This is a genomic window from Caproiciproducens galactitolivorans, assembly GCF_026672255.1.
Lineage (GTDB): Bacteria > Bacillota > Clostridia > Oscillospirales > Acutalibacteraceae > Caproiciproducens > Caproiciproducens galactitolivorans_A.
In genome coordinates this window covers 13,341-32,236 of sequence record NZ_JAPOHA010000013.1, presented here as the reverse complement: position 1 = coordinate 32,236, position 18,896 = coordinate 13,341, and the positions used below count along the sequence as shown (strand labels likewise).

Below are 18,896 nucleotides of genomic sequence, written 5' to 3'. Positions count from 1 at the left end.
GTGCAGGGGGCTTTTGTGGTACCCTCTCGCCGGGATTCAAAAGCCCCCTGCTCGTCCTTTGCCTACTTTCGGACGATTCCGAAAGTAGGGGCCGGCCCGGCCTGAGGGCAGACTGAATCATTTCTGTAATTCAATATTAAGAACCAAAGGATAGGTGCGACTTGTCCGAAAACAACAGGCAAGGTGCAGTTCCCACCTTTCGGGGAACCCTCGCCTGGGCAGGCTGAGCCTGCATTCGCGTTTATAACGAGGTATTTTTTCTCTCTAAGCTACTTCAGAGGAACGTCAATGAAAACCATATAGAAAGCGTGTACCCCAAAGGCTTTTTGGGGATACCTCCGGGGTGCAGGGGGCTTTTATGGAACCCTCTCGCCGGGATTTAAAAGCCCCCTGCTCGTCCTTTGCCTACTTTCGGACGATTCCGAAAGTAGGGGCCCGCCCGGCCTGAGGGCAGGCTAAATCATCTCTGTAATTCAATATTAAGAACCAAAGGATAGGTTCGACCTGTCCGAAAATATACGAAGTTTCCCCGGCCCGCGGGCAGACTAAATCATCCTGTAATTGAATATGAAGGACAAAGGGATAGGTTCGCCTACCCGAATTACACCGTGTGCTTCCGGCCTGAGGACAACCTGATCATTCATCGTAATTTGGTAGAATAAATTACGGTATCGACTTGGACTGCTTCCACAGAGAGCAACGAAAGGAACACCCCGGAAATACCGACAGGTTTTTCTAATTTCAAACAATATTTTGCGAATTCTATTGCACTGGAAAAAGAAATGCAGTATAATGTTTCCCATCAGGCATAATATGGGATTCTTTCTGTTCATTTTCTATAGAAAGAATTTTCATCGGCAGGCATTTCAGAACGCTGCATATGGGCTGCGAAAAATATACGGCGTTTTTTGTATCCTGCTTTCAGCGGACGGCGGCGGAGTGAAGTCCCCTCTTTGGTTCCGCCGTACGGTCTGCTTTTCAGGAATGCTGTTCCGACGATTGCCGGGGCGGGAATTCATGATACGCAAAAAGTAGAATGAATTTTACGGGGGAGTAGAACTTCGCCCCGGCGATCTTATATTCGCATTGAAAAAGGCAGAATTGGCCGGTGAGCGGCGATACCTTTCAAGATCATAAAAAGTTATTACACATACATCTTTTACCATGCGATTTTCTCTGAAACGCCCTCCCATTTTAACGGGAGGGCGTTTCGAATGGAACCCGGCGATAGACCAACCGATAGAGGGCGGGTCGGATTCCAGATGCCATCGCAGAAAGGAACATAGGGGTTACTTAATACGAAAAAGCCCCGCCTTTCCAAAGAAAAGCGGGGCTTTTGGTATCTGAAATAAAATGGATTAGATTCTTGCAACGCCGGTCTTGTGGGCTGCTTCGGCAACTGCCTTGGCAACGGCGGAAGCTACATTCTTATCAAGGGCGCTCGGAATGATATAATCGGCGGCAAGCTTGTCGTCGGAAACAAATCCGGCGATTGCGTAGGCAGCCGCAATCTTCATTTCGTCGTTGATGTCGCTTGCGCGTACATCAAGCGCACCACGGAAGATGCCCGGGAATGCGAGAACGTTGTTGATCTGGTTCGGGAAGTCGCTGCGGCCTGTGCCGACAACCGCCGCGCCTGCCGCGAGGGCAACATCCGGCATGATTTCCGGAGTCGGGTTTGCCATCGGGAACAGAATCGGGTCTTTGTTCATGCTCTTGACCATTTCTGCGGTTACGCAGTTCGGAGCGGAAACACCGATGAATACGTCGGCGCCCTTGAGCATGTCCGCAAGGCTGCCGCTGCGTTTGTCGTGGTTGGTAATCGCGGCCATTTCCTCTTTTTCCTTGTTCAGACCGTCGCGTCCCTGGTAAATCGCGCCGTGGCGGTCGCACATGATAACGTTTTTCAGGCCGAGTGCAATCAGAAGCTTAATGATAGCGATGCCGGCTGCACCCGCGCCGGAAGTGACAACATGGATCTCGTCCAGCTTCTTGCCGGTCAGCTTCAGAGCGTTGAGCATGGCGGCAAGGGTTACAACGGCGGTGCCGTGCTGGTCGTCGTGGAAAATCGGGATATCGCAGCAGGCTTTTAATTTTCTTTCAATTTCAAAGCAGCGCGGAGCGGAGATATCCTCGAGGTTAACGCCGCCGAAGCTGCCGGCAAGCAGGCGAACGGTGTTAACGATATCGTCAACTTCCTTGGAACGCACGCAAAGGGGAATCGCGTCCACATCGCCAAATGCCTTAAATAAAGCGCATTTGCCTTCCATAACCGGCATACCGGCCTCCGGGCCGATGTCGCCCAAGCCGAGAACGGCGGTACCGTCGGTTACAACAGCCACCAGGTTGGAACGGCGGGTTAATTCATAGCTTTTGTTAACGTCTTTCTGAATCTCCAGGCAGGGCTGTGCAACACCCGGGGTGTAGGCAAGGGCCAAATCGTCGCGGGTATTCAGAGGAGCGTGGCAAACGACCTCAATCTTGCCTTTCCATTCGTAGTGCTTTTTCAGTGATTCCTTTGCGTAATCCATGAAATATACATCCTTTCAAATTAAATTTCGAGGGAAGAAATTGTTTCCTTTAATACAGTAGCGCTGCGGACAAACTTTTCCTTTTCCTCAGCAGTCAGATCGGGCACTTCCATACGGGTCGCACCCTGTGCATTGATGATGGACGGCAAGCTTACGCAGACATCGTCGACGCCGTAAGCGCCGTGTACCATGCCGGAGCAGGTGACAACGGTGTTCGTGTCGCGGAGGATGCAGGTGCAGATGTGGCGCGCCGCAAGAGCAATCGCGTAGAACGTGGCGCCCTTCAGCTTAATAACCTGTCCGCCGGAAGTGTGTACATCCTGTTCGATTTGAGCAAGATCAAGTCCTTCAAAGTTCGGATCCTTTGCTTTCATCGCGTTAAGATACAGGCTCATCGGCATGCCGCCGATGCTGGCGAGAGACCACGGAACCATGGAAGAATCGCCGTGCTCGCCGAAAACGTCCGCGTGAACGTTCTTGGGGCTGATGTCGATTTTGCTCGCGATAATCTCGCGAAGACGGGTCGAATCAAGCAGTGTGCCGGAACCGATCACATGGGATTCCGGAAGGTCCGTAACTTTAAGAATCGTATAGGTAATAATATCAACCGGATTGCTTACAACGACATAAATCGCATCCGGCGCATAACGAACGGCTTCCGGCATGACACTCTTAATAATATTGACATTTCCCTGCGCAAGGTCGATTCTGGTCTGGCCCGGTTTACGGGCGCTGCCCAGTGTGACGATAACGATATCGGAGTCTTTGAGATCGCTGTAGTCACCCGCATAGATATTTACCGGCGGGCAGAGAGCTGTCCCCTGGATAATGTCCATTGCTTCGCCTTTTGCTTTATTTTGATTGATATCTACCAGTACAATTTCGGAAGCAACGCCGCTCACCGTAAGGGTGTAAGCAATGGTTGCGCCTACGTTCCCTGCGCCTAAAATGCTGATTTTCGTGCCTTTTTTCATAACAATCCCTCCAAGTTTCAAAATTAGGATTCCCCAACAGAGCGCTTAAATGCACAGAATAATGAATTTGTAAAAATATGCTAAATTGCGTTAGAAGCGAAATACAGGAGCTAGTGTTAAAAAAATAACGCATCATTTTGCAATAATATTTGAAAAAAAGTTTAATTCACATTTTTCCGCTCATGCTCATGCGGTAGCCGACCCCGGCTACGGTTTGGATGTACTTCGGGTGAGTAGGATCCTGTTCAATTTTTCTGCGGATATTGGCCATGTTCACCCGCAGAATCTGGTGGTCACTCTGCGCAAAGTTCCCCCAGACATGGTGAATGATATGCGCGTAAGTAAGTACGTTGCCCGCGTGGCTTGCAATCAGCGACACGATTTTGAATTCAATCGGCGTCAAATGCACGTCCTTTCCGTCTACGGTGACGAGATGCTTTTCGAAATCGATGAAAAGACCGCCCCTGCGGTAAACCCCGCCGGGAAGATCCTCGCCGGTTTCCATTTTCATGCCGTGGCGGATCGCGGTGCGGATTCGGGCAAGCAATTCGGCTGTGCCGAACGGCTTCGTGATGTAGTCGTCGGCGCCTGAGTCAAGCGCCTGAACCTTTGCTTTTTCATTTCCCCGTGCAGACACAATGATAATTGGAATTCCGGACCATTTCCGAACGGTTTTCAGAACTTCCATTCCGTCCATATCGGGAAGGCCCAAATTCAGGAGGATAACATCCGGACAATGTGACGAAACCATGGATAAGGCAAAAGCACCGGTTTCGGCTTTGAGCGGGCGATAATTTTCGGCAGCCAGAGCCGCAGCAATGGAACTGCTTACACTGGCCTCGTCCTCAACAATTAAAACTGAAGCTTTGTTCGTCATCTTATTCAGCTCCCTCCGACGGCAGCTTTATTTTTCGTTTCCGTGCGATTATTTGCCTGCGGACTGCCTGTTGCTTTCCCCGGCCTTTAGAACCGGAGATTTGTTTTTGCAGGCGGATTTCGGTTTACAATCAGAATAGAAACGGGGGCAGCGGCTTCATGCTTCGTTGTGCGCGTTAAAGCGTCCTTTAAATTGCATACCTGAACATTTGCCGATGCATAAACCGGATTCCTGCAAAAATCTCTGATTACGATCACTTCCCGCCTGGTTCATAATTTATTAAAAAATTACGGTATTCGCATACATTATATCATGGTTTACCCAAAAAATGAAAGAGGAAAACCATAAAGAAACCATAAAGAATTTATGTGAAAATTGCCTATTTGAAACGAAATACACCCTTTTACCGGATAAACCAGAAAGAGGTTTCCCTCCCGGACATGTCATGGTATAATAAAATCATACGAAATGACATAGGAGGAAATCACATTGAACATTAAGCTGATTGCGCTGGACATGGACGGCACTGCTTTAACCACGGAAAAAACCATGCTGCCGGAAACCACCCGGGTGCTGCGCGCTGCGGCACAGCGGGGAATTCATATCGTTCCGGCAACCGGACGCGTGCGCAAGCTTATCCCCCAGCCGATTCTGGACGTCGGTTCCATTCGGTACGCAATCACGGCAAACGGAGCAACGGTTCTGGATCTGGAGAAGGATGCGGTGCTCTACGAGAACCTGCTGACCGAGGAGCAGTCGAACCGCCTGATCGATTACCTGATGGGCTGCAACGTGCTGGTGGAAGCTTATACCGGCGGTGACTCCTATGTGGATAAAAAGCATCTGGAGCTGATTCCAACCTTTAAAGATTATCCTCAGATTTTTATCGATATGTTCCTGAAATACCAGACCCCCGTGGACGACCTGCCGAATTTCCTGAAAAAGGGGAAAAGCCGGCTGGAAAAGATCAATATTCCTTATATGGAACCGGATGTGCGGGAAATGATCTGGAACAAGCTCAGTGAAAAGCAGGAATTTGCCCTGACTTCCTCGTTCAGCAATAATATAGAGATTAACCACGCGTCCGCGAATAAAGGGGACGGGCTTCGGCATCTGTGCGAAAGGCTCGGAATCAAACCGGATGAGGTAATCGCCTTCGGCGACGAAACCAACGACCTGCAGATGCTGAAATTTGCCGGATGCGGCGTCGCCATGCAGAACGGCTGTGAAGAAGCGAAACAGGCCGCCGACTTTATAACGCTCTCGAACAACGAGGACGGAATTCCCTACGCGCTGGAAAAGCTTGCGGGGATCAAGGCATAGAATAGCGGCTTTGCCGAAAAAAGGCCCGAAAAGCGTTAAGAAACGCCTTTCGGGCTGTTTGATTGCTGTACGGCAAAACCGGCGGATTATCCGTTTTTGCGCTTCTGCATGTGATACGCGACTTTCAGAATCTGTTTGTCCGGCAGGAACCTGCCGAATCCGTGGGCAAGCTTCATCGTGGTTCCCGGAACAATAACCAGCTTTCCCTGAAACATTTTCCGGATGGCGTATTCGGCTACGTACCGGCTTTGCAGCCCTTTTACGCTGAATTTTACGTCGGCGACATCGTCGAATTCGGTGCGGACGGGGCCGGGGCAGAGCGCGCAGATATGCACCTTGCTGTGCGCGCGGCGAAGTTCCTCGTAGATGGCTTCCGTCAGCCGGAGGACGTACGCCTTTGTTGCGTAGTAGCCCGACAGAAGCGGCCCGGGCTGGAAGGCGGCGGAGGACGCGACGTTCAGAATATAGCCGGAATCTCTCGTCTTGAAGTCCCGCAGGAAAAGCTTCGTCAGAATATGCAGCGCCCGGATGTTCGTATCGATCATCCGAAGCTCTTTTTGCAGGTCGGTTTCGTCGAACGCGCCGAAAACGCCCAGACCCGCGTTGTTGATTAAAATATCGATCTGTTCCTCTTTTACCTGTTCGTAAAGCCGGATGCACGCGGCACTGTCGGAGAGGTCGGCGCAGATGATTTTTACGTTGGTTTTTAATTCCTTTTTTACCTGTTCCAGCCGTTCCTGCCGGCGCGCGACCAAAATCAGGTCGAAGCCCTGTTCGCTCAGCACAGCGGCCATGTCGCGGCCGATTCCGGAACTGGCGCCTGTAATCAAAGCCTTCATACAATCCCTCATTTCGACTTCTTTTTTCTGTTCAAATATCATTTTTGAAGAAAAAGCTTCATTGTTCACAATTTATTCATTGTCTATTCAAATAATTTGTGATATACTAACGAACGAAAACGATGAAGAAAAAGAATATACACGCAATACAACTATTTCAGAAGACCGTCACGCCGGGAATTACCGGATGACGGCCTTTCCGTTTTTTACAGGACTTTTTAGGGCGTCTGCATGTGCTGAAAAGATGCCAGGCACTGCCCGAACGCCGCGGGAATGGCGTAGGTTTCCGCAAGTTCCCGGTGCCCTGCCCAGAGGAAGGGCGCGGTTTTCGAAACGGCCGCGGCGGTTACAAGATAATTCGTCATATGCCATTCGATATGGGAAAAAATATGTTTGGAAGGGGCGAACGGCTCGAATTTTTCCGCGGAAACGCCCAAAGTTTTCAACCATTTTTCCGATTCCTGTGGAGAAAGTTTGCCCAAGACGTTGGGAAATTCCCAAAGCCCGGCCAAAAGCCCTTTTTTCGGCCGCTTCTGAAGCGCGGCCTTCCCGTCGTGAAGAATCAGAAAAACGGTTCGCTCCTCGATTTTCCGTTCCTTCTTCGCGCTTTTTACGGGCAGTTCCCGCTCCGTCCCCTGCGCATGCGCGGCGCACAGCGGGGAAAGCGGGCATTCCCCGCATTTCGGTTCGGCGTTCGGAAGGCAGACCGTCGCGCCCAGCTCCATCAGGGACTGGGTAAACGCCCCGGCCTGTTCTTTGGGGTAGATTTCTCTTAACCGGCCCGCAAATTCACGCTTTACGGCGGTTTCGCTGATGTTTGAACGGTCGGCGGTTACGCGCGCGATTACGCGCAGAACGTTGCCGTCCACGGCGGGGGCAGGCTGGCCGTAGGCGATGGAAGCGATTGCACCGGCGGTGTATTCGCCGATTCCGGGCAGCCGGAGCAGTTCCTCCGGCGTTTTCGGAAGAACGCCGCCGAAATTCTCCATCACGGCGCGCGCCGCCTTTTGCAGGTTCCGCACGCGGCTGTAATACCCAAGCCCCTCCCACAGCTTTAAAAGCTGTTCCTCCGGCGCGCCCGCAAGCGCGGCGATATCGGGGAGCTCGGCTGTAAAACGTTCGAAATAGGGTTTCACAGCCTCTACCCGCGTCTGCTGAAGCATAATTTCGGAGACCCACACGCGGTACGGCGTGGGTTCGTCCCGCCACGGCAGGGTTCTCGCGTTTTCCGCGTACCAGCGAAGCAGGGGCCGCACAATGTTTGCAAGTTGATTTTCCATGGACACATCCTGTTATTTTTCTTTAATCGTGCCGTTTCGGTAAGCCTGAAGCAGCGCGTTCAGCTCTTCGATCTGCCGGCTGAGGTCGGCGCCGTTGTCCGTGCCCGCAACGGTAACACGCTGTTTGATTGCTTCCACAACCATCACCTTCGGCGAGTTTTCCTCCACGCAGCATCCGGTTTTCAGCGGTTTGTGCTCCGCCAGCGCCAGGTAGCGCGAGTTGGCAATAAAGGTGTAGCCGCCGATTCCCGTCTGTGACTGGTAAGCCTTGGAGATGCCGCCGTCAATCATAAACAGGAGCCCGTCGCCCTTCACCGGGTTTTCGCCCGCCTTGACCGGAACATGGCCGTTGATGATATGGGAGGACACGGGGTCGAGGCCGAATTCCTTCAAAATCATTTCACAGGCGGAACGGTGTTCAATATAGGTGTAATAAGGATTCATTTCCTCATGATGCGTTTCGGGGTCATCAATAAAATAACGCTCGAAAGTGGAAAGCTTCGCCTTCCCGAACAGCGGGGATTTCGCGCCGCACCACAGGTACCACATCATATCCTTGGCGTTTTCCCGTTCGGTGGAGCCGCGGGGCGCAAAATAGGCGTTGCGCGCCACGCCGTCCAGAAATTCCAGATATTCGCGGCCGGAATGGTTCGTGCCGAACGACTGGATGACGTCCAGTTTGCCGTCTTCCGTCAGCGGAATACAGCCGTGGTAAAGCAGGTTGCCGTTGATGCGCAGGTACATGCTGCCGTGGGAATACAGGAAACGGATATGTTTATCGAGCCGCTCGCTGTGGCAGAACGAAGCGGCGATCGTCCGCATTAATTCCGTTTCCGCCTGAGTGAGCTGGAGCGGATTCTTGGGGTCCACGGTGGGGAAAAGCTTGTCGCGCAAAGGATATTCCTTGTCGCCGAGCTTTACGGTTCCCTTTTCAAAATCAATTTTATCGAGAAGAATGCGGTCGTCCATGCCGTATTCCGGATGCTTTTTAATAAGCTGTGCCTCCACCTTGAACTGGATAATCGCCATGGCTTTGTGCATTTTCGCCGCAAGCGGAATATCGACCGGGTCGTACTGGTTTTCGTCCAGAATATGGGGAATAAAGATTTCGCAGGGGTCGTTGCGGTAGGTCTGTTCCGCAAAAATGGACAGCGCGCGCAGATTGATGCCGTAGCCGTCCTCCAGAAGGTCGAAATTGTTGTAGCTGATGCCCAGCCGGATTACGTTGGCGATGCACGCCCAGTTTCCGGAGGCCGCGCCCATCCACGAGATGTCGTGGTTGCCCCACTGGATATCGACGTCGTGGCAGTTGATCAGCGCGTCCATAATGGCATCCGCGCGCGGGCCGCGGTCGAAAATATCGCCGATAATATGTAACTTGTCAATTAATAACTGCTGAATTAAATGGCACAGGGCGGTAATGAATTCCTCGCTCATGTGCGTTGCGACGATGGAACGGATGATTTCGCTGTGGTAATGCGGCTTGTTGCTGCAGTCCGCGTGGAGCAGCTCATCGATGATATACGCGAAATTTTCCGGAAGCTTCTTCCGGACTTTGGAACGCGTATACTTGGAAGCGGCTTCCCGGCAAACCTCCACCAGCCGGTAGATGGTGATGCGGCACCAGTCGTCGAAAGCGGGCTCCTTCTTCTTTTTTTCGGAATATTCGGTTTCGGGGTAATAAATCAGTTTTGCAAGGGCGGCGCGTTCGCCTTCCGACATGGACTGCTCGAACAGCTCGTCAATTTTTTTCCGTACAACGCCCGAAGCGCTTTTCAGTTGATAAAGAAACGCCTGCTGTTCCCCGTGCAGGTCACTGAAAAAATACTCGGTGCCTTTCGGCAGGCTGAGAATGGCTCTGAGGTTGATAATTTCGGACGCGGCGGCCTGTGCGTTCGGGTAATCTTTTGCCAGAAGCTTTAAGTATCGCTCGTCAATCATGAAATTTGCCTCCTCATGTTGTTCAGCATGTGGCGCTGAAAGGTTCGGATGCGTTTATAACAATTATCTGTTGATATTCTTGTTCATTTTGACATTCTTACTATATAGTTTAGACTATTTTGAAAAGAAAATCAATTACATTGATGTAAAAGATTAATGAACAAAAGGAAATATAAAGATTGTATTCTGTAGAATTGTAGGGGATCCATAAAAATACACTTGCAAACCATTGGATTTTCCCTTTTTTTTATCATGCCTGCGAACGGCAGGCAGCTTCTTTCAGCCGTTCCCGCGGGAAGAAAACGGCTAAAAGAGAAAAGCGGGTTTTTGTTTGGCAGGGCGTCTTTTACGAACTTATGAACGCCGGTTTCAAAAAGTTTTGCTGGAAATCTATTCCACCGAGTAAACGATTTAAATTTATCAATTGCTCAGTAAATGAGAAAATGTCCAAATGTAGCAAATGATACAGTGATATCGAAATTGCTCAAAACATAGGGAATGTTGGGGATAAATGCCCGTCTTGTTTGGGCATTGACCACAAAAGTTTGGTAGATTGAGCCAAAGCTGCCCCCTAAATCTTTAGTGAATATAACAACGTTCTTCTATTGCATATAGAGAATAATCTGCTATAATAAACTTACAAATTTTTACAGAACCGAAAGGGGAAGGCGCGCTTGAAAATCCGGAATTATCTGATCTCTTTGCTCGCCGCCTTTTCCATTGTTCCCGTACTTACCGTTATGGTATCAAGTATTACGTTTTTTCAAAGCAATACAACGGAGCTTCTTCAGAAGAATGTGGAAAGCGACGCGACACAGGCCGCGGATATTCTGGACCAGTTTTTCGCCCAGCGGAAATCGGCGCTGGAAGTTGCGGCGGACCTTCCCGGGGTGAAACAGCTTTTGCTTTCCTCCAACAACGGGGAACCGGAAAAGGAACTCCAGCAATACCGGAAACTGGCCGTCAATACGTTTATAACCATAACGTCCCGGCAAACCGCTATCCGCAAGGGGAATTCCCAGGGGAATTATGTAAAACGGTCGTGCCTGGTAAACCAGAAGGATATCGTTATCGCCTCCGACGACAGCGAGGCCATGGGGGTGCACTCCCCGATCGGGGAAATCATGCGCAATGTTCCGATCGATAAAATGTATGTGTCGGATATCATGCAGAACCCGAATTATATAGGAGGACGGAAATATTTCGAAGTCGCCGTACCGATTTTCTTCGGGGGCGTTTACCAGGGCTTTCTTCAGTCCACCATCGACATGACGTATTTTGATCAAATCTGCCGCCATACGTTTATGGAGACCGGACGAACCTTTATCATCGACCCTATGGGGAGTGTTGCGAGCGAATATTTTACGGATGCCGACGGAAACGAGCTCAGCAACATTAAAAGCATGAGCGGGAACAGCGATTTTTATCAGCGGCTTCAGGAAAAGGATTTGGATAAAAATCCGAGCGGAACCATTTTTTATTCCGTCAACGGCGTCAATAAATTCGGATATTACTCCCGGGTGGCGGGGGAAGACTGGATGATCGTCAGCTTGGTCAAACAGGAAGAGCTGCTGCGGCCCATTCAGCATATGATCCGTGTTTACATAATCCTGCTGCTGATTTTTATTGCTTTGCTGATTGCGATCGCCTGTTTGGAGGCAAACCGCTTTTTAAATCCGATCCGCGATCTGTCCGCCGCGTTTGAAGAGGTTGAAAAAGGGGATTACCAAACCCAGCTTTCCGGTACTTACAAGGGAGAATTTGCCGAAATGGCATTATCATTTAACCATTTAATTGAGAAAATTAAGGAGGATACCGACGTGCTGAAACTGAATGAAACACGCTATGCGCTGATTATGGAAGAAACCAATCAGGTTGTATTTGAGTGGGATATTCGTCTCAATCGTATATACCACACCGTTTACTGGACCAGTAAATTCGGGTCCTCCGCCGTGGATGAGCACCCGGATTCGGGAATTCCGAATTTCCGGCAGGTTCATCCGGACGATAAAATCATTATGGACGACCTGTTCCGCTCCATCCTGCTGTCCGGGCAGCCGGGGCCGGTCGACGTGCGCATGAAAGATATTTGCGGCAGCTATATCTGGTGTACGGTGAACGTAAAGGCGCTGTACGACAAAACGAACAAGCCGTACCGTGCAATCGGGTTGATTACGGATACGGACAGCCAGAAAAAGAAAATGCAGCAGCTTGAAAATAAATCCAGAACGGATTTGCTGACGCAGCTTTATAATAAGGTAACGACGGAATCGCTGATTAAGGAGCATTTAAAAAATTCGTCCCAGCTTTTGCAGGGACTGATTATTATTGATATTGATAATTTCAAGAGCATTAACGATACGCTGGGGCATATTTTTGGCGACGCCGTTTTAAAAAAGGTCGCGTCGGATATTAAGCGCCTGTTCCGTATGTCGGATATCATCGGCAGGACGGGCGGCGACGAATTTATTGTTTTTGTAAAGGATATGGAATCGAGGGAACTGTTGAACGTAAAGATGCAGGAGGTCTGCGAGGTGTTCCGCAACGCTTATACGGGCGAGGACGGTACCTACAAGGTATCGGCCAGCGTCGGCGGGGCGGTTTACCCGGACGGCGGCTCCACTTTCGCGGAGCTGTACCGGCACGCGGACGAAGCGCTTTACAGCGCCAAGAACAGCGGAAAGGACAGCTACAGCCTGTATTCCGGCACGTTTCTGGAAAGCGCGCAGTAAACATAGTTGAGAAGCCCTTCGGCTTCGGATATGCTGCCCCCGGATAGAACAGTGAAAAAATCACAGTTCTATCCGGGGACATTCTTATGCCGAAAAATGGGAAATAGAGCGATATCGCATAAGATAAGATGGAACCATTACAGGGAAGCAATCATAAAATATTGTAAAGAGTAACAACAAAAGTTCCTCTGAATTACTCAAAGGAGAATAGATATGGATTGCTTATTAACAAATGATTCTATGAATCAGCAAGCACAGCAGGTGCCGCAGGTTCGGCAGGCGCCGACATGTACCGGAACGAGTACGAGTTGCACAGAGTGCTGCAACATCTTTACAGATCCTACTTTAAGAACGGCATTTGGTTATCAGATTGAAACCGCTGTTTGCCAGTGTCATGATCTTTGTGTAGAGGATGTCCGCGATGTTTGTGTTCATACCAGAACATTAAGATTCTGTGTTCCCTGCAATCCGGATGGTATGGCGGGCTGCAGAGGCGGTTTCCTGCCTAACGGAGTGCCGACAATACAAAACATCAGAGTTTTGTGTGCAGGGGAGCGCTTGAGCCCAGCTACCGGCTGCGACCGTATTATTAATGACATTGAATTCGAAGTGGTATTACAGTTTGGTGCCAACACATTTGCCGTAGTAACGCCGAAAGACACAGTTACCTGCTTCTTTAATGAATTTGCCAGCTTCCCAAGCGGCGTTTTCTTTACCAATGATGCCGCCGGACTTGCTGCATTTCGGAATGAATTAGCCCTTATTGACGGTTCCTGCAAAGTGATCATCTTTGAAAATGTAAGAATTGAAACATCCGGAAATGATTGTGTTTTAGTAATTGATTATAAAGTCATTGACAAACTATGGAAACATGAAGATATCCTGGTATCTGCAATTGCTCCTTATGGGACGAACATTACAGTGAAAGAGGAATTTGAACAAGGACATAAAATCAATCCCTGCACAGGCAGCGGCCCCTGCCCGGGAGCCGTTTAATTCTATAGGCCAACCATCTGCTCTTTCAGGCTCGCATGCTTCCTTTCAGGAGGCAAACGCAGAAAATTATAGTAGGCCCGTAAGCCTGCTCCCCGAAAGAAATGGTCTTATCAGCCTGCAAAGTGTCGTTACTTTTCGAACACTCTGCAGGCTTTCCATAGAACAGCCATTCTAACGGCTTATCATTCTTTGTTTTTTGAGGGAAGGGGTTCGAAACAATGGACGATCCAATTTATAAAATAGAACTTGATGAGTCGGCCAGGGAGCAGGAAACCCATGTTCAAAAAGACAATATCCTGCAGGAGGTACAAAATTTGCAGCAGAATATCAGGGATTCAAACTATCAGGCATTTCAAAAAACCACTTACTGGCATCAGCAAACGACAGCAACGGATGATATAAAACAGGAAAATCTTCAAAAAGAAATGTTGGATTGCCTTTCCAGGATAGAAGATAAGCTAACGCAGATTATAAATTTATTCGAAAAATCATAGCGTGTGCTTCCTTATTTGCCGCCTCGCAGGGAAGGATTTTCGGCGGTCCGCCTGTTTTTCAACACGCCCGCGGTTAGACATTTTCTGTTTAACCGTGTTTTTTTATGCCGTACATACAACTTTAAAAACCGGAGCGTTTGCAGTCAATAACGTTTCAAACCTTCTGACATATAGTATACCAAGGGAATCTTTAAGAAGGATTACAATACGGAATCCTGCGGCGCAAGGATTTCTATTTCTTATTGTCTCAATTAATTTCTAAAGGAGCATTTTATATGATAGACGCACGGGAAACAGCATCGCCTGCTCCGTTTGCAACCGATGCGACAGCGGTTGGATTTACCGCCGTTCATGCGGGCGCGGAACCACGCCCCATTCAAGTTACAAGTAATGTGGTTATTACCGATGTGGTCAAAGCAGTGGTTGATAAGACCGCGGATAAAGAGTTTGCCGAGCCCGGAGACGAGATTCAATATACCGTTACCTTCAGGAACTATTCCTCGGTCGATCTGTATGGCGTTAAGATCGTGGATGATATTTCCCCCAAGACCACCTTGGTCCCGGATACCGTCGTTCCCGTTCCGCAAGCCGGCGAAACGTTAGAGACAGGCGTTTCGGTAACAAGTCCCAATGAATCCGTTGCTGGCAGAGTGCCGAAAGGCCGGTCGGCAAGATTGGCATATAAGGTAACGGTAAACGCAGGAGCGACAGGGGATATGATCAGCAAGGCATCAGCAATCATTCAGTTTCGGGACCGGAAAGGCAATGAATATTCAGGCAGTACGGATCCAAATATTACAAAAACGACGATTTTAGCACCGGATCTTCAGATTGTAGAATCAGCGGATAAGACTTTTGTAACGGAAAATAACGAAGAGGTTGTCTATACCCTTGTCGTTAGGAATACAGGTACCGTCAAAATAACAAATATCACCGTAACAAGTCCGCTTTCGGATGGGATGACCTATCGGCAAAATTCCACACTGAAAAAGGATACAAACCAATTTGTCAATGCGGATCCTGCTCTGGGGATTCCGATCGGGGATCTTAACCCGGAAGAATCCTATCAAATTCAATTTAGCGTAACGGTCTCTTTGTAAGGCGGAATTTATCCCGTATACTTTACTCTCCAAGGGGATGTTATCTTGAAAGAAATGATAAATACGGCGTATGCACAGGGAATGTATAACGGCAAGCTGATCCGCGCCGAGAGCAATCCGTGGAAAATTACGGCAAAGAGAAAAGACTGCTGTGTTTGTGAATATGTACACGAAACGATCTGTGCGAGTGGTTCATGCGTAGAAGGATGTTCTATTTCTTATAACGGCGTACAACGGCTAAAATGGGATGGGAAAACGTTTATTCGGGTTGGATACGGAATTTGCGTAAAGTACAGGGATTGTGACGGCAGAATAAAGTCAATCACCAAGCAGGGCAGCACATTATTTTTTGAACCGCCCGATTGCGGCGGCTATACGGTATATTTTTCCAATCCGCCTTTTTTCAAAGTTTGCCGAAATACAATTCCCGTAGAGTTTGCCGTTTTATTATGCGGATAATGGGGTTGAAAAAATCCGCCGTTCCAAAATCCGGCTGCGGAACAGCCCGAAAGATGGAAACGGCGGAAACCGTCTTTTGATTATAGGGAAGACCCGAGCGGATTAGTCGATCGGATCGTTATTCCACGCATACATTTTGCGCAGCTCTTTGCCGACCTCTTCCAGCTGATGACCGGCGGCAATGCGGCGGCATGCGTTGAAGTGCGCGCGGCCGTTCTTGTTTTCGGCAATCCACTTGGTGGCGAAGGTGCCGTCCTGAATTTCGGAGAGAACCTTCTTCATTTCCTTCTTGGTTTCCTCGGTGATCAGGCGCTTACCGGTTTCGTAGTCGCCGAACTCCGCGGTGTCGCTGATGGAGTAGCGCATGAGGGAGAAGCCGCCCCGGTAGATCAGGTCTACAATCAGCTTCATTTCATGGATGCACTCGAAATAGGCGTTTTCCGGAGCGTAGCCGGCCTCGACCAGCGTTTCGAAGCCTGCCTGCATCAGGGCGGTTACGCCGCCGCAGAGCACGCACTGTTCGCCAAACAGATCGGTTTCGGTTTCAATCTTGAAGGTGGTTTCCATAACAGCCGCTCTTGCGGCGCCGAGTCCGGCGGCGTAGGCAAGGCCGATGTCATGCGCATGGCCGGTGTAGTCCTGTTCCACGGCGATCAGGCACGGAACGCCCTTGCCCGCGGTGTATTCGCTGCGGACGGTGTGGCCCGGGCCCTTCGGGGCGATCATGAATACGTCGACGTCCTTTGGGGGCTTAATCTGGTTGTAATGAATGTTGAAGCCGTGCGCAAACGCGATGGCCTTGCCTTCCGTAAGGTTGGGAGCAATATCTTTTTTATACATATCGGCCTGGCGCTCGTCCGGAATCAGAATCATAATAATATCGGCGGCCTTCGTCGCTTCGGGAACGCTGAGAACCTTTAAACCGGCGGCTTCTGCTTTTTCCTTGCTCTTGCTGCCTTCGTAAAGACCGACAATAACATTAACGCCGCTGTCGTGCAGGTTCAGCGCATGGGCGTGGCCCTGGCTGCCATAGCCGATAATCGCAACGGTTTTACCTTTGAGCAAATTGATATCGCAATCTGCCTGATAATAGATTTTTGGCATTTCAAATTCCTCCTAGCCTTACGGCAAAATATTAACGAAATACTTAAACGGATGCTTAAGCATTGGTTGGCGGTTTATGAAGGCTGCTTCTTTGCGGTTATTGCGCCTTTTTCAATCGCGAGCGTACCCGCACGGACAATTTCCTTAATTCCGTACGGCTTTACAAGGCTGATGAGCGTTTGCGTGCGCTCGTCGTTGTCGCACAGGCGAAGCGTCAGGGAGGTGGTGGCAACGTCGACGATCTGCGCCTGCATCAGCTCCGCGATCTTCATGATCTCCGCGCGCTGCTTGGTGTTGCAGTTCACTTTAATCAGCGAAAGCTCGCAGCTGATAAAGCGGCCGGGTTCCAGAACCTTTACTTTTATAACGGGAATCAGCTTGTTCAGCTGTTTTTCAACCTGCTCTACAATATATTCGTCGCCGTTCACCACAATCGTGATGCGGGAAATGGCGGGGTCCTCCGTAATCCCCACGGCAAGGCTGTCGATGTTGAAGCCCCGGCGGGAAAACAGGCCGGAAACTTTGGAAAGGACGCCCGGCTGATTTTCTACTAAAACAGAAAGCGTGTATTTCATTTCAGCCGCCTCCTATATCGTCGGCGCGTCGGGGTCGACCCGGCACACCAGTATATACGCTTGATCGGATTGAAGCATTTCGCGGGCAAGCTTTTCGGCCTCCGCGTTGGAGGAAGCGAGCGCACAGCGGATTCCGTAGGCTTCGGCAAGCTTTACAAAGTCGGGATTTCCCTCCAGAAGCGTCAGCATGTGGCGGCCGCCGAACTTGTTGTCCTGAATTTCGCGGACCATGCCTAAGCGGTCGTTCTGCATCAGGATGATTTTTATCGGAACGCCGTACTGGCAGACCGTACCAAGCTCGCACATCGCCATCTGGAAGGAACCGTCGCCGCAGATGCACAGCACCTGCCGGTGCGGTTTCGCCAGCTTCGCACCGATAGCGGCGGGAAGCGCGTAGCCCATGGTGCCGAGCCCGCCCGAAGTCAGGAATCGGCCTTCCTTCACATTGAAGTTGCGGGCGGCCCAGATCTGGTTCTGCCCGACGTCCGCGGTAAGGATGGCGTTTTCCTCCATCATGGCGGAAAGCGAGCGCATAAAGGAGCGCGGCTCCACAAAGCCGCTTTCGTTGTCCGGTTCGCCGCCCGGTTTGTATTCCGCTTTATAGCGGAGAACGGTATCAATCCATTCCTGCGGAACGGAAACGTCGGCCTGCCCGGCGAAATCGCGGAGCACCAGCCGGATATCGCCCACAATCGGGATATGGGCGGTCATATTCTTGCCGATTTCGGCAGGATCAATATCGATATGGATAATTTTCGCTTTTGCCGCCATTTGTTCCGGCGCGGAAACCGCCCGGTCGCCCACCCGCGCGCCGCAGAGGATGATGAGGTCGGCCTCGCCCACGGCACGGTTTGCGTTTTGGTGCCCGTGCATGCCGATCATGCCGAGATACAGCCGGCTGTCCATCGGGACAACGCCGATGCCCATCATGGTGGATACAACGGGGATGCCGCTTTTTTCCGCGAACGCAACCAGTTCATCCCGCGCGCCCGCAAGCACGACGCCGCCCCCGCAGACCAGAATCGGGCGCTTTGCTTCCCGAATGGCGGCAAGCGCCTTTTTAATCTGCATAGCGTGTCCCTGCGTACGCGGCTTGTAGCCGATAATTTCCGCGCGCTGGGGATAGATGAATTCCGGTATTTCGGAAGCCTGAATATCGACCGGAACGTCGATCAGCACCGGGCCGGGGCGGCCGGTGGAGGCGATATGAAACGCTTCTTTAAAAACCCGCGGCAGCTCCGCGGCATCTTTCACCAAATAGGAATGTTTGGTGAACGGCTCGCAGGCGCCGGTAATGTCCGCTTCCTGAAACACGTCGCGGCCAAGCAGCTCGGAACTGACCTGCCCGGTAATCGCGATCAGGGGGACGGAATCCATGTACGCTGTGGCGATTCCGGTAATCATGTTGGTGGCGCCGGGGCCGCTTGTCGCAATGCAGACGCCCGGTTTTCCGCTCGCCCTTGCGTAGCCGCTGGCTTCGTGGGCGGCGTTTTGTTCTTCCCGCACCAAAACATGCCGAATCGGTGAGCGGTACAGGCAGTCGAGGAAAGGGCAGATGGCCGCGCCGGGGTACCCGAACGCAATCTGTACGTTCTCGTTTTTCAGGCATTCCACCATGATTTCCGCTCCGCTTATCAATGCATTCACCTCAATTAATGCCTAAGGAACCAC

At 50.6% G+C, this 18,896-nt stretch carries 14 protein-coding genes; 5 read left to right on the top strand and 9 right to left on the bottom strand.

Going from position 1 to position 18,896, the window contains the following annotated elements:
- Positions 1-1,358 precede the first annotated feature (1,358 nt).
- The 3 genes from OUY18_RS11895 to OUY18_RS11885 form a co-directional block, all read right to left on the bottom strand.
- Positions 1,359-2,531, bottom strand: coding sequence for an NAD(P)-dependent malic enzyme (locus tag OUY18_RS11895; RefSeq protein ID WP_268059014.1), 1,173 nt, complete (start codon positions 2,529-2,531; stop codon positions 1,359-1,361).
- Between the two features lie 20 nt (positions 2,532-2,551).
- Positions 2,552-3,505 carry an L-lactate dehydrogenase gene (locus OUY18_RS11890; RefSeq protein ID WP_268059013.1) on the bottom strand — a complete coding sequence of 318 codons (954 nt, stop codon included), beginning with the start codon at positions 3,503-3,505 and terminating at the stop codon, positions 2,552-2,554.
- Positions 3,506-3,671: 166 nt separating this feature from the next.
- On the bottom strand, positions 3,672-4,382 hold the full coding sequence (locus OUY18_RS11885; RefSeq protein ID WP_268059012.1) for a response regulator: 711 nt from the start codon (positions 4,380-4,382) through the stop codon (positions 3,672-3,674).
- Positions 4,383-4,871: 489 nt separating this feature from the next.
- On the opposite strand from OUY18_RS11885, the gene OUY18_RS11880 reads away from it, so the two are divergent.
- Complete coding sequence (locus tag OUY18_RS11880) at positions 4,872-5,705, top strand: Cof-type HAD-IIB family hydrolase (protein WP_268059011.1); 834 nt, start codon at positions 4,872-4,874, stop codon at positions 5,703-5,705.
- Between the two features lie 86 nt (positions 5,706-5,791).
- Here the strand turns inward: OUY18_RS11880 and OUY18_RS11875 are convergent, their stop codons facing one another.
- The 3 genes from OUY18_RS11875 to OUY18_RS11865 all read right to left on the bottom strand — a co-directional run bounded on the left by OUY18_RS11875 (position 5,792) and on the right by OUY18_RS11865 (position 9,765).
- Positions 5,792-6,544, bottom strand: a complete 753-nt coding sequence (locus OUY18_RS11875) for an SDR family NAD(P)-dependent oxidoreductase (RefSeq protein WP_268059010.1) — start codon at positions 6,542-6,544, stop codon at positions 5,792-5,794.
- 218 nt (positions 6,545-6,762) lie between these two features.
- On the bottom strand, positions 6,763-7,824 hold the full coding sequence (mutY, locus tag OUY18_RS11870; RefSeq protein ID WP_268059009.1) for an A/G-specific adenine glycosylase: 1,062 nt from the start codon (positions 7,822-7,824) through the stop codon (positions 6,763-6,765).
- A 12-nt stretch (positions 7,825-7,836) separates the two neighbouring features.
- The gene (locus OUY18_RS11865; RefSeq protein WP_268059008.1) at positions 7,837-9,765 is read right to left on the bottom strand and encodes a fructose-1,6-bisphosphatase; all 1,929 of its coding nucleotides are present in this window, start codon (positions 9,763-9,765) and stop codon (positions 7,837-7,839) included.
- A 674-nt stretch (positions 9,766-10,439) separates the two neighbouring features.
- On the opposite strand from OUY18_RS11865, the gene OUY18_RS11860 reads away from it, so the two are divergent.
- The 4 genes from OUY18_RS11860 to OUY18_RS11845 all read left to right on the top strand — a co-directional run bounded on the left by OUY18_RS11860 (position 10,440) and on the right by OUY18_RS11845 (position 15,087).
- On the top strand, positions 10,440-12,497 hold the full coding sequence (locus tag OUY18_RS11860; RefSeq protein WP_268059007.1) for a diguanylate cyclase: 2,058 nt from the start codon (positions 10,440-10,442) through the stop codon (positions 12,495-12,497).
- Positions 12,498-12,710: 213 nt separating this feature from the next.
- On the top strand, positions 12,711-13,493 hold the full coding sequence (locus OUY18_RS11855; protein WP_268059006.1) for a hypothetical protein: 783 nt from the start codon (positions 12,711-12,713) through the stop codon (positions 13,491-13,493).
- 218 nt (positions 13,494-13,711) lie between these two features.
- Positions 13,712-13,987 carry a hypothetical protein gene (locus OUY18_RS11850; protein WP_268059005.1) on the top strand — a complete coding sequence of 92 codons (276 nt, stop codon included), beginning with the start codon at positions 13,712-13,714 and terminating at the stop codon, positions 13,985-13,987.
- Positions 13,988-14,262: 275 nt separating this feature from the next.
- Complete coding sequence (locus OUY18_RS11845; protein WP_268059004.1) at positions 14,263-15,087, top strand: DUF11 domain-containing protein; 825 nt, start codon at positions 14,263-14,265, stop codon at positions 15,085-15,087.
- 561 nt (positions 15,088-15,648) lie between these two features.
- Here OUY18_RS11845 and ilvC read toward each other — a convergent pair.
- The 3 genes from ilvC to ilvB all read right to left on the bottom strand — a co-directional run bounded on the left by ilvC (position 15,649) and on the right by ilvB (position 18,863).
- Complete coding sequence (ilvC, locus tag OUY18_RS11840; RefSeq protein ID WP_268059003.1) at positions 15,649-16,650, bottom strand: ketol-acid reductoisomerase; 1,002 nt, start codon at positions 16,648-16,650, stop codon at positions 15,649-15,651.
- Between the two features lie 74 nt (positions 16,651-16,724).
- Positions 16,725-17,225, bottom strand: coding sequence for an acetolactate synthase small subunit (gene ilvN, locus OUY18_RS11835; RefSeq protein WP_268059002.1), 501 nt, complete (start codon positions 17,223-17,225; stop codon positions 16,725-16,727).
- Between the two features lie 12 nt (positions 17,226-17,237).
- Complete coding sequence (ilvB, locus tag OUY18_RS11830) at positions 17,238-18,863, bottom strand: biosynthetic-type acetolactate synthase large subunit (protein ID WP_268059001.1); 1,626 nt, start codon at positions 18,861-18,863, stop codon at positions 17,238-17,240.
- Between the last annotated feature and the right edge of the window lie 33 nt (positions 18,864-18,896).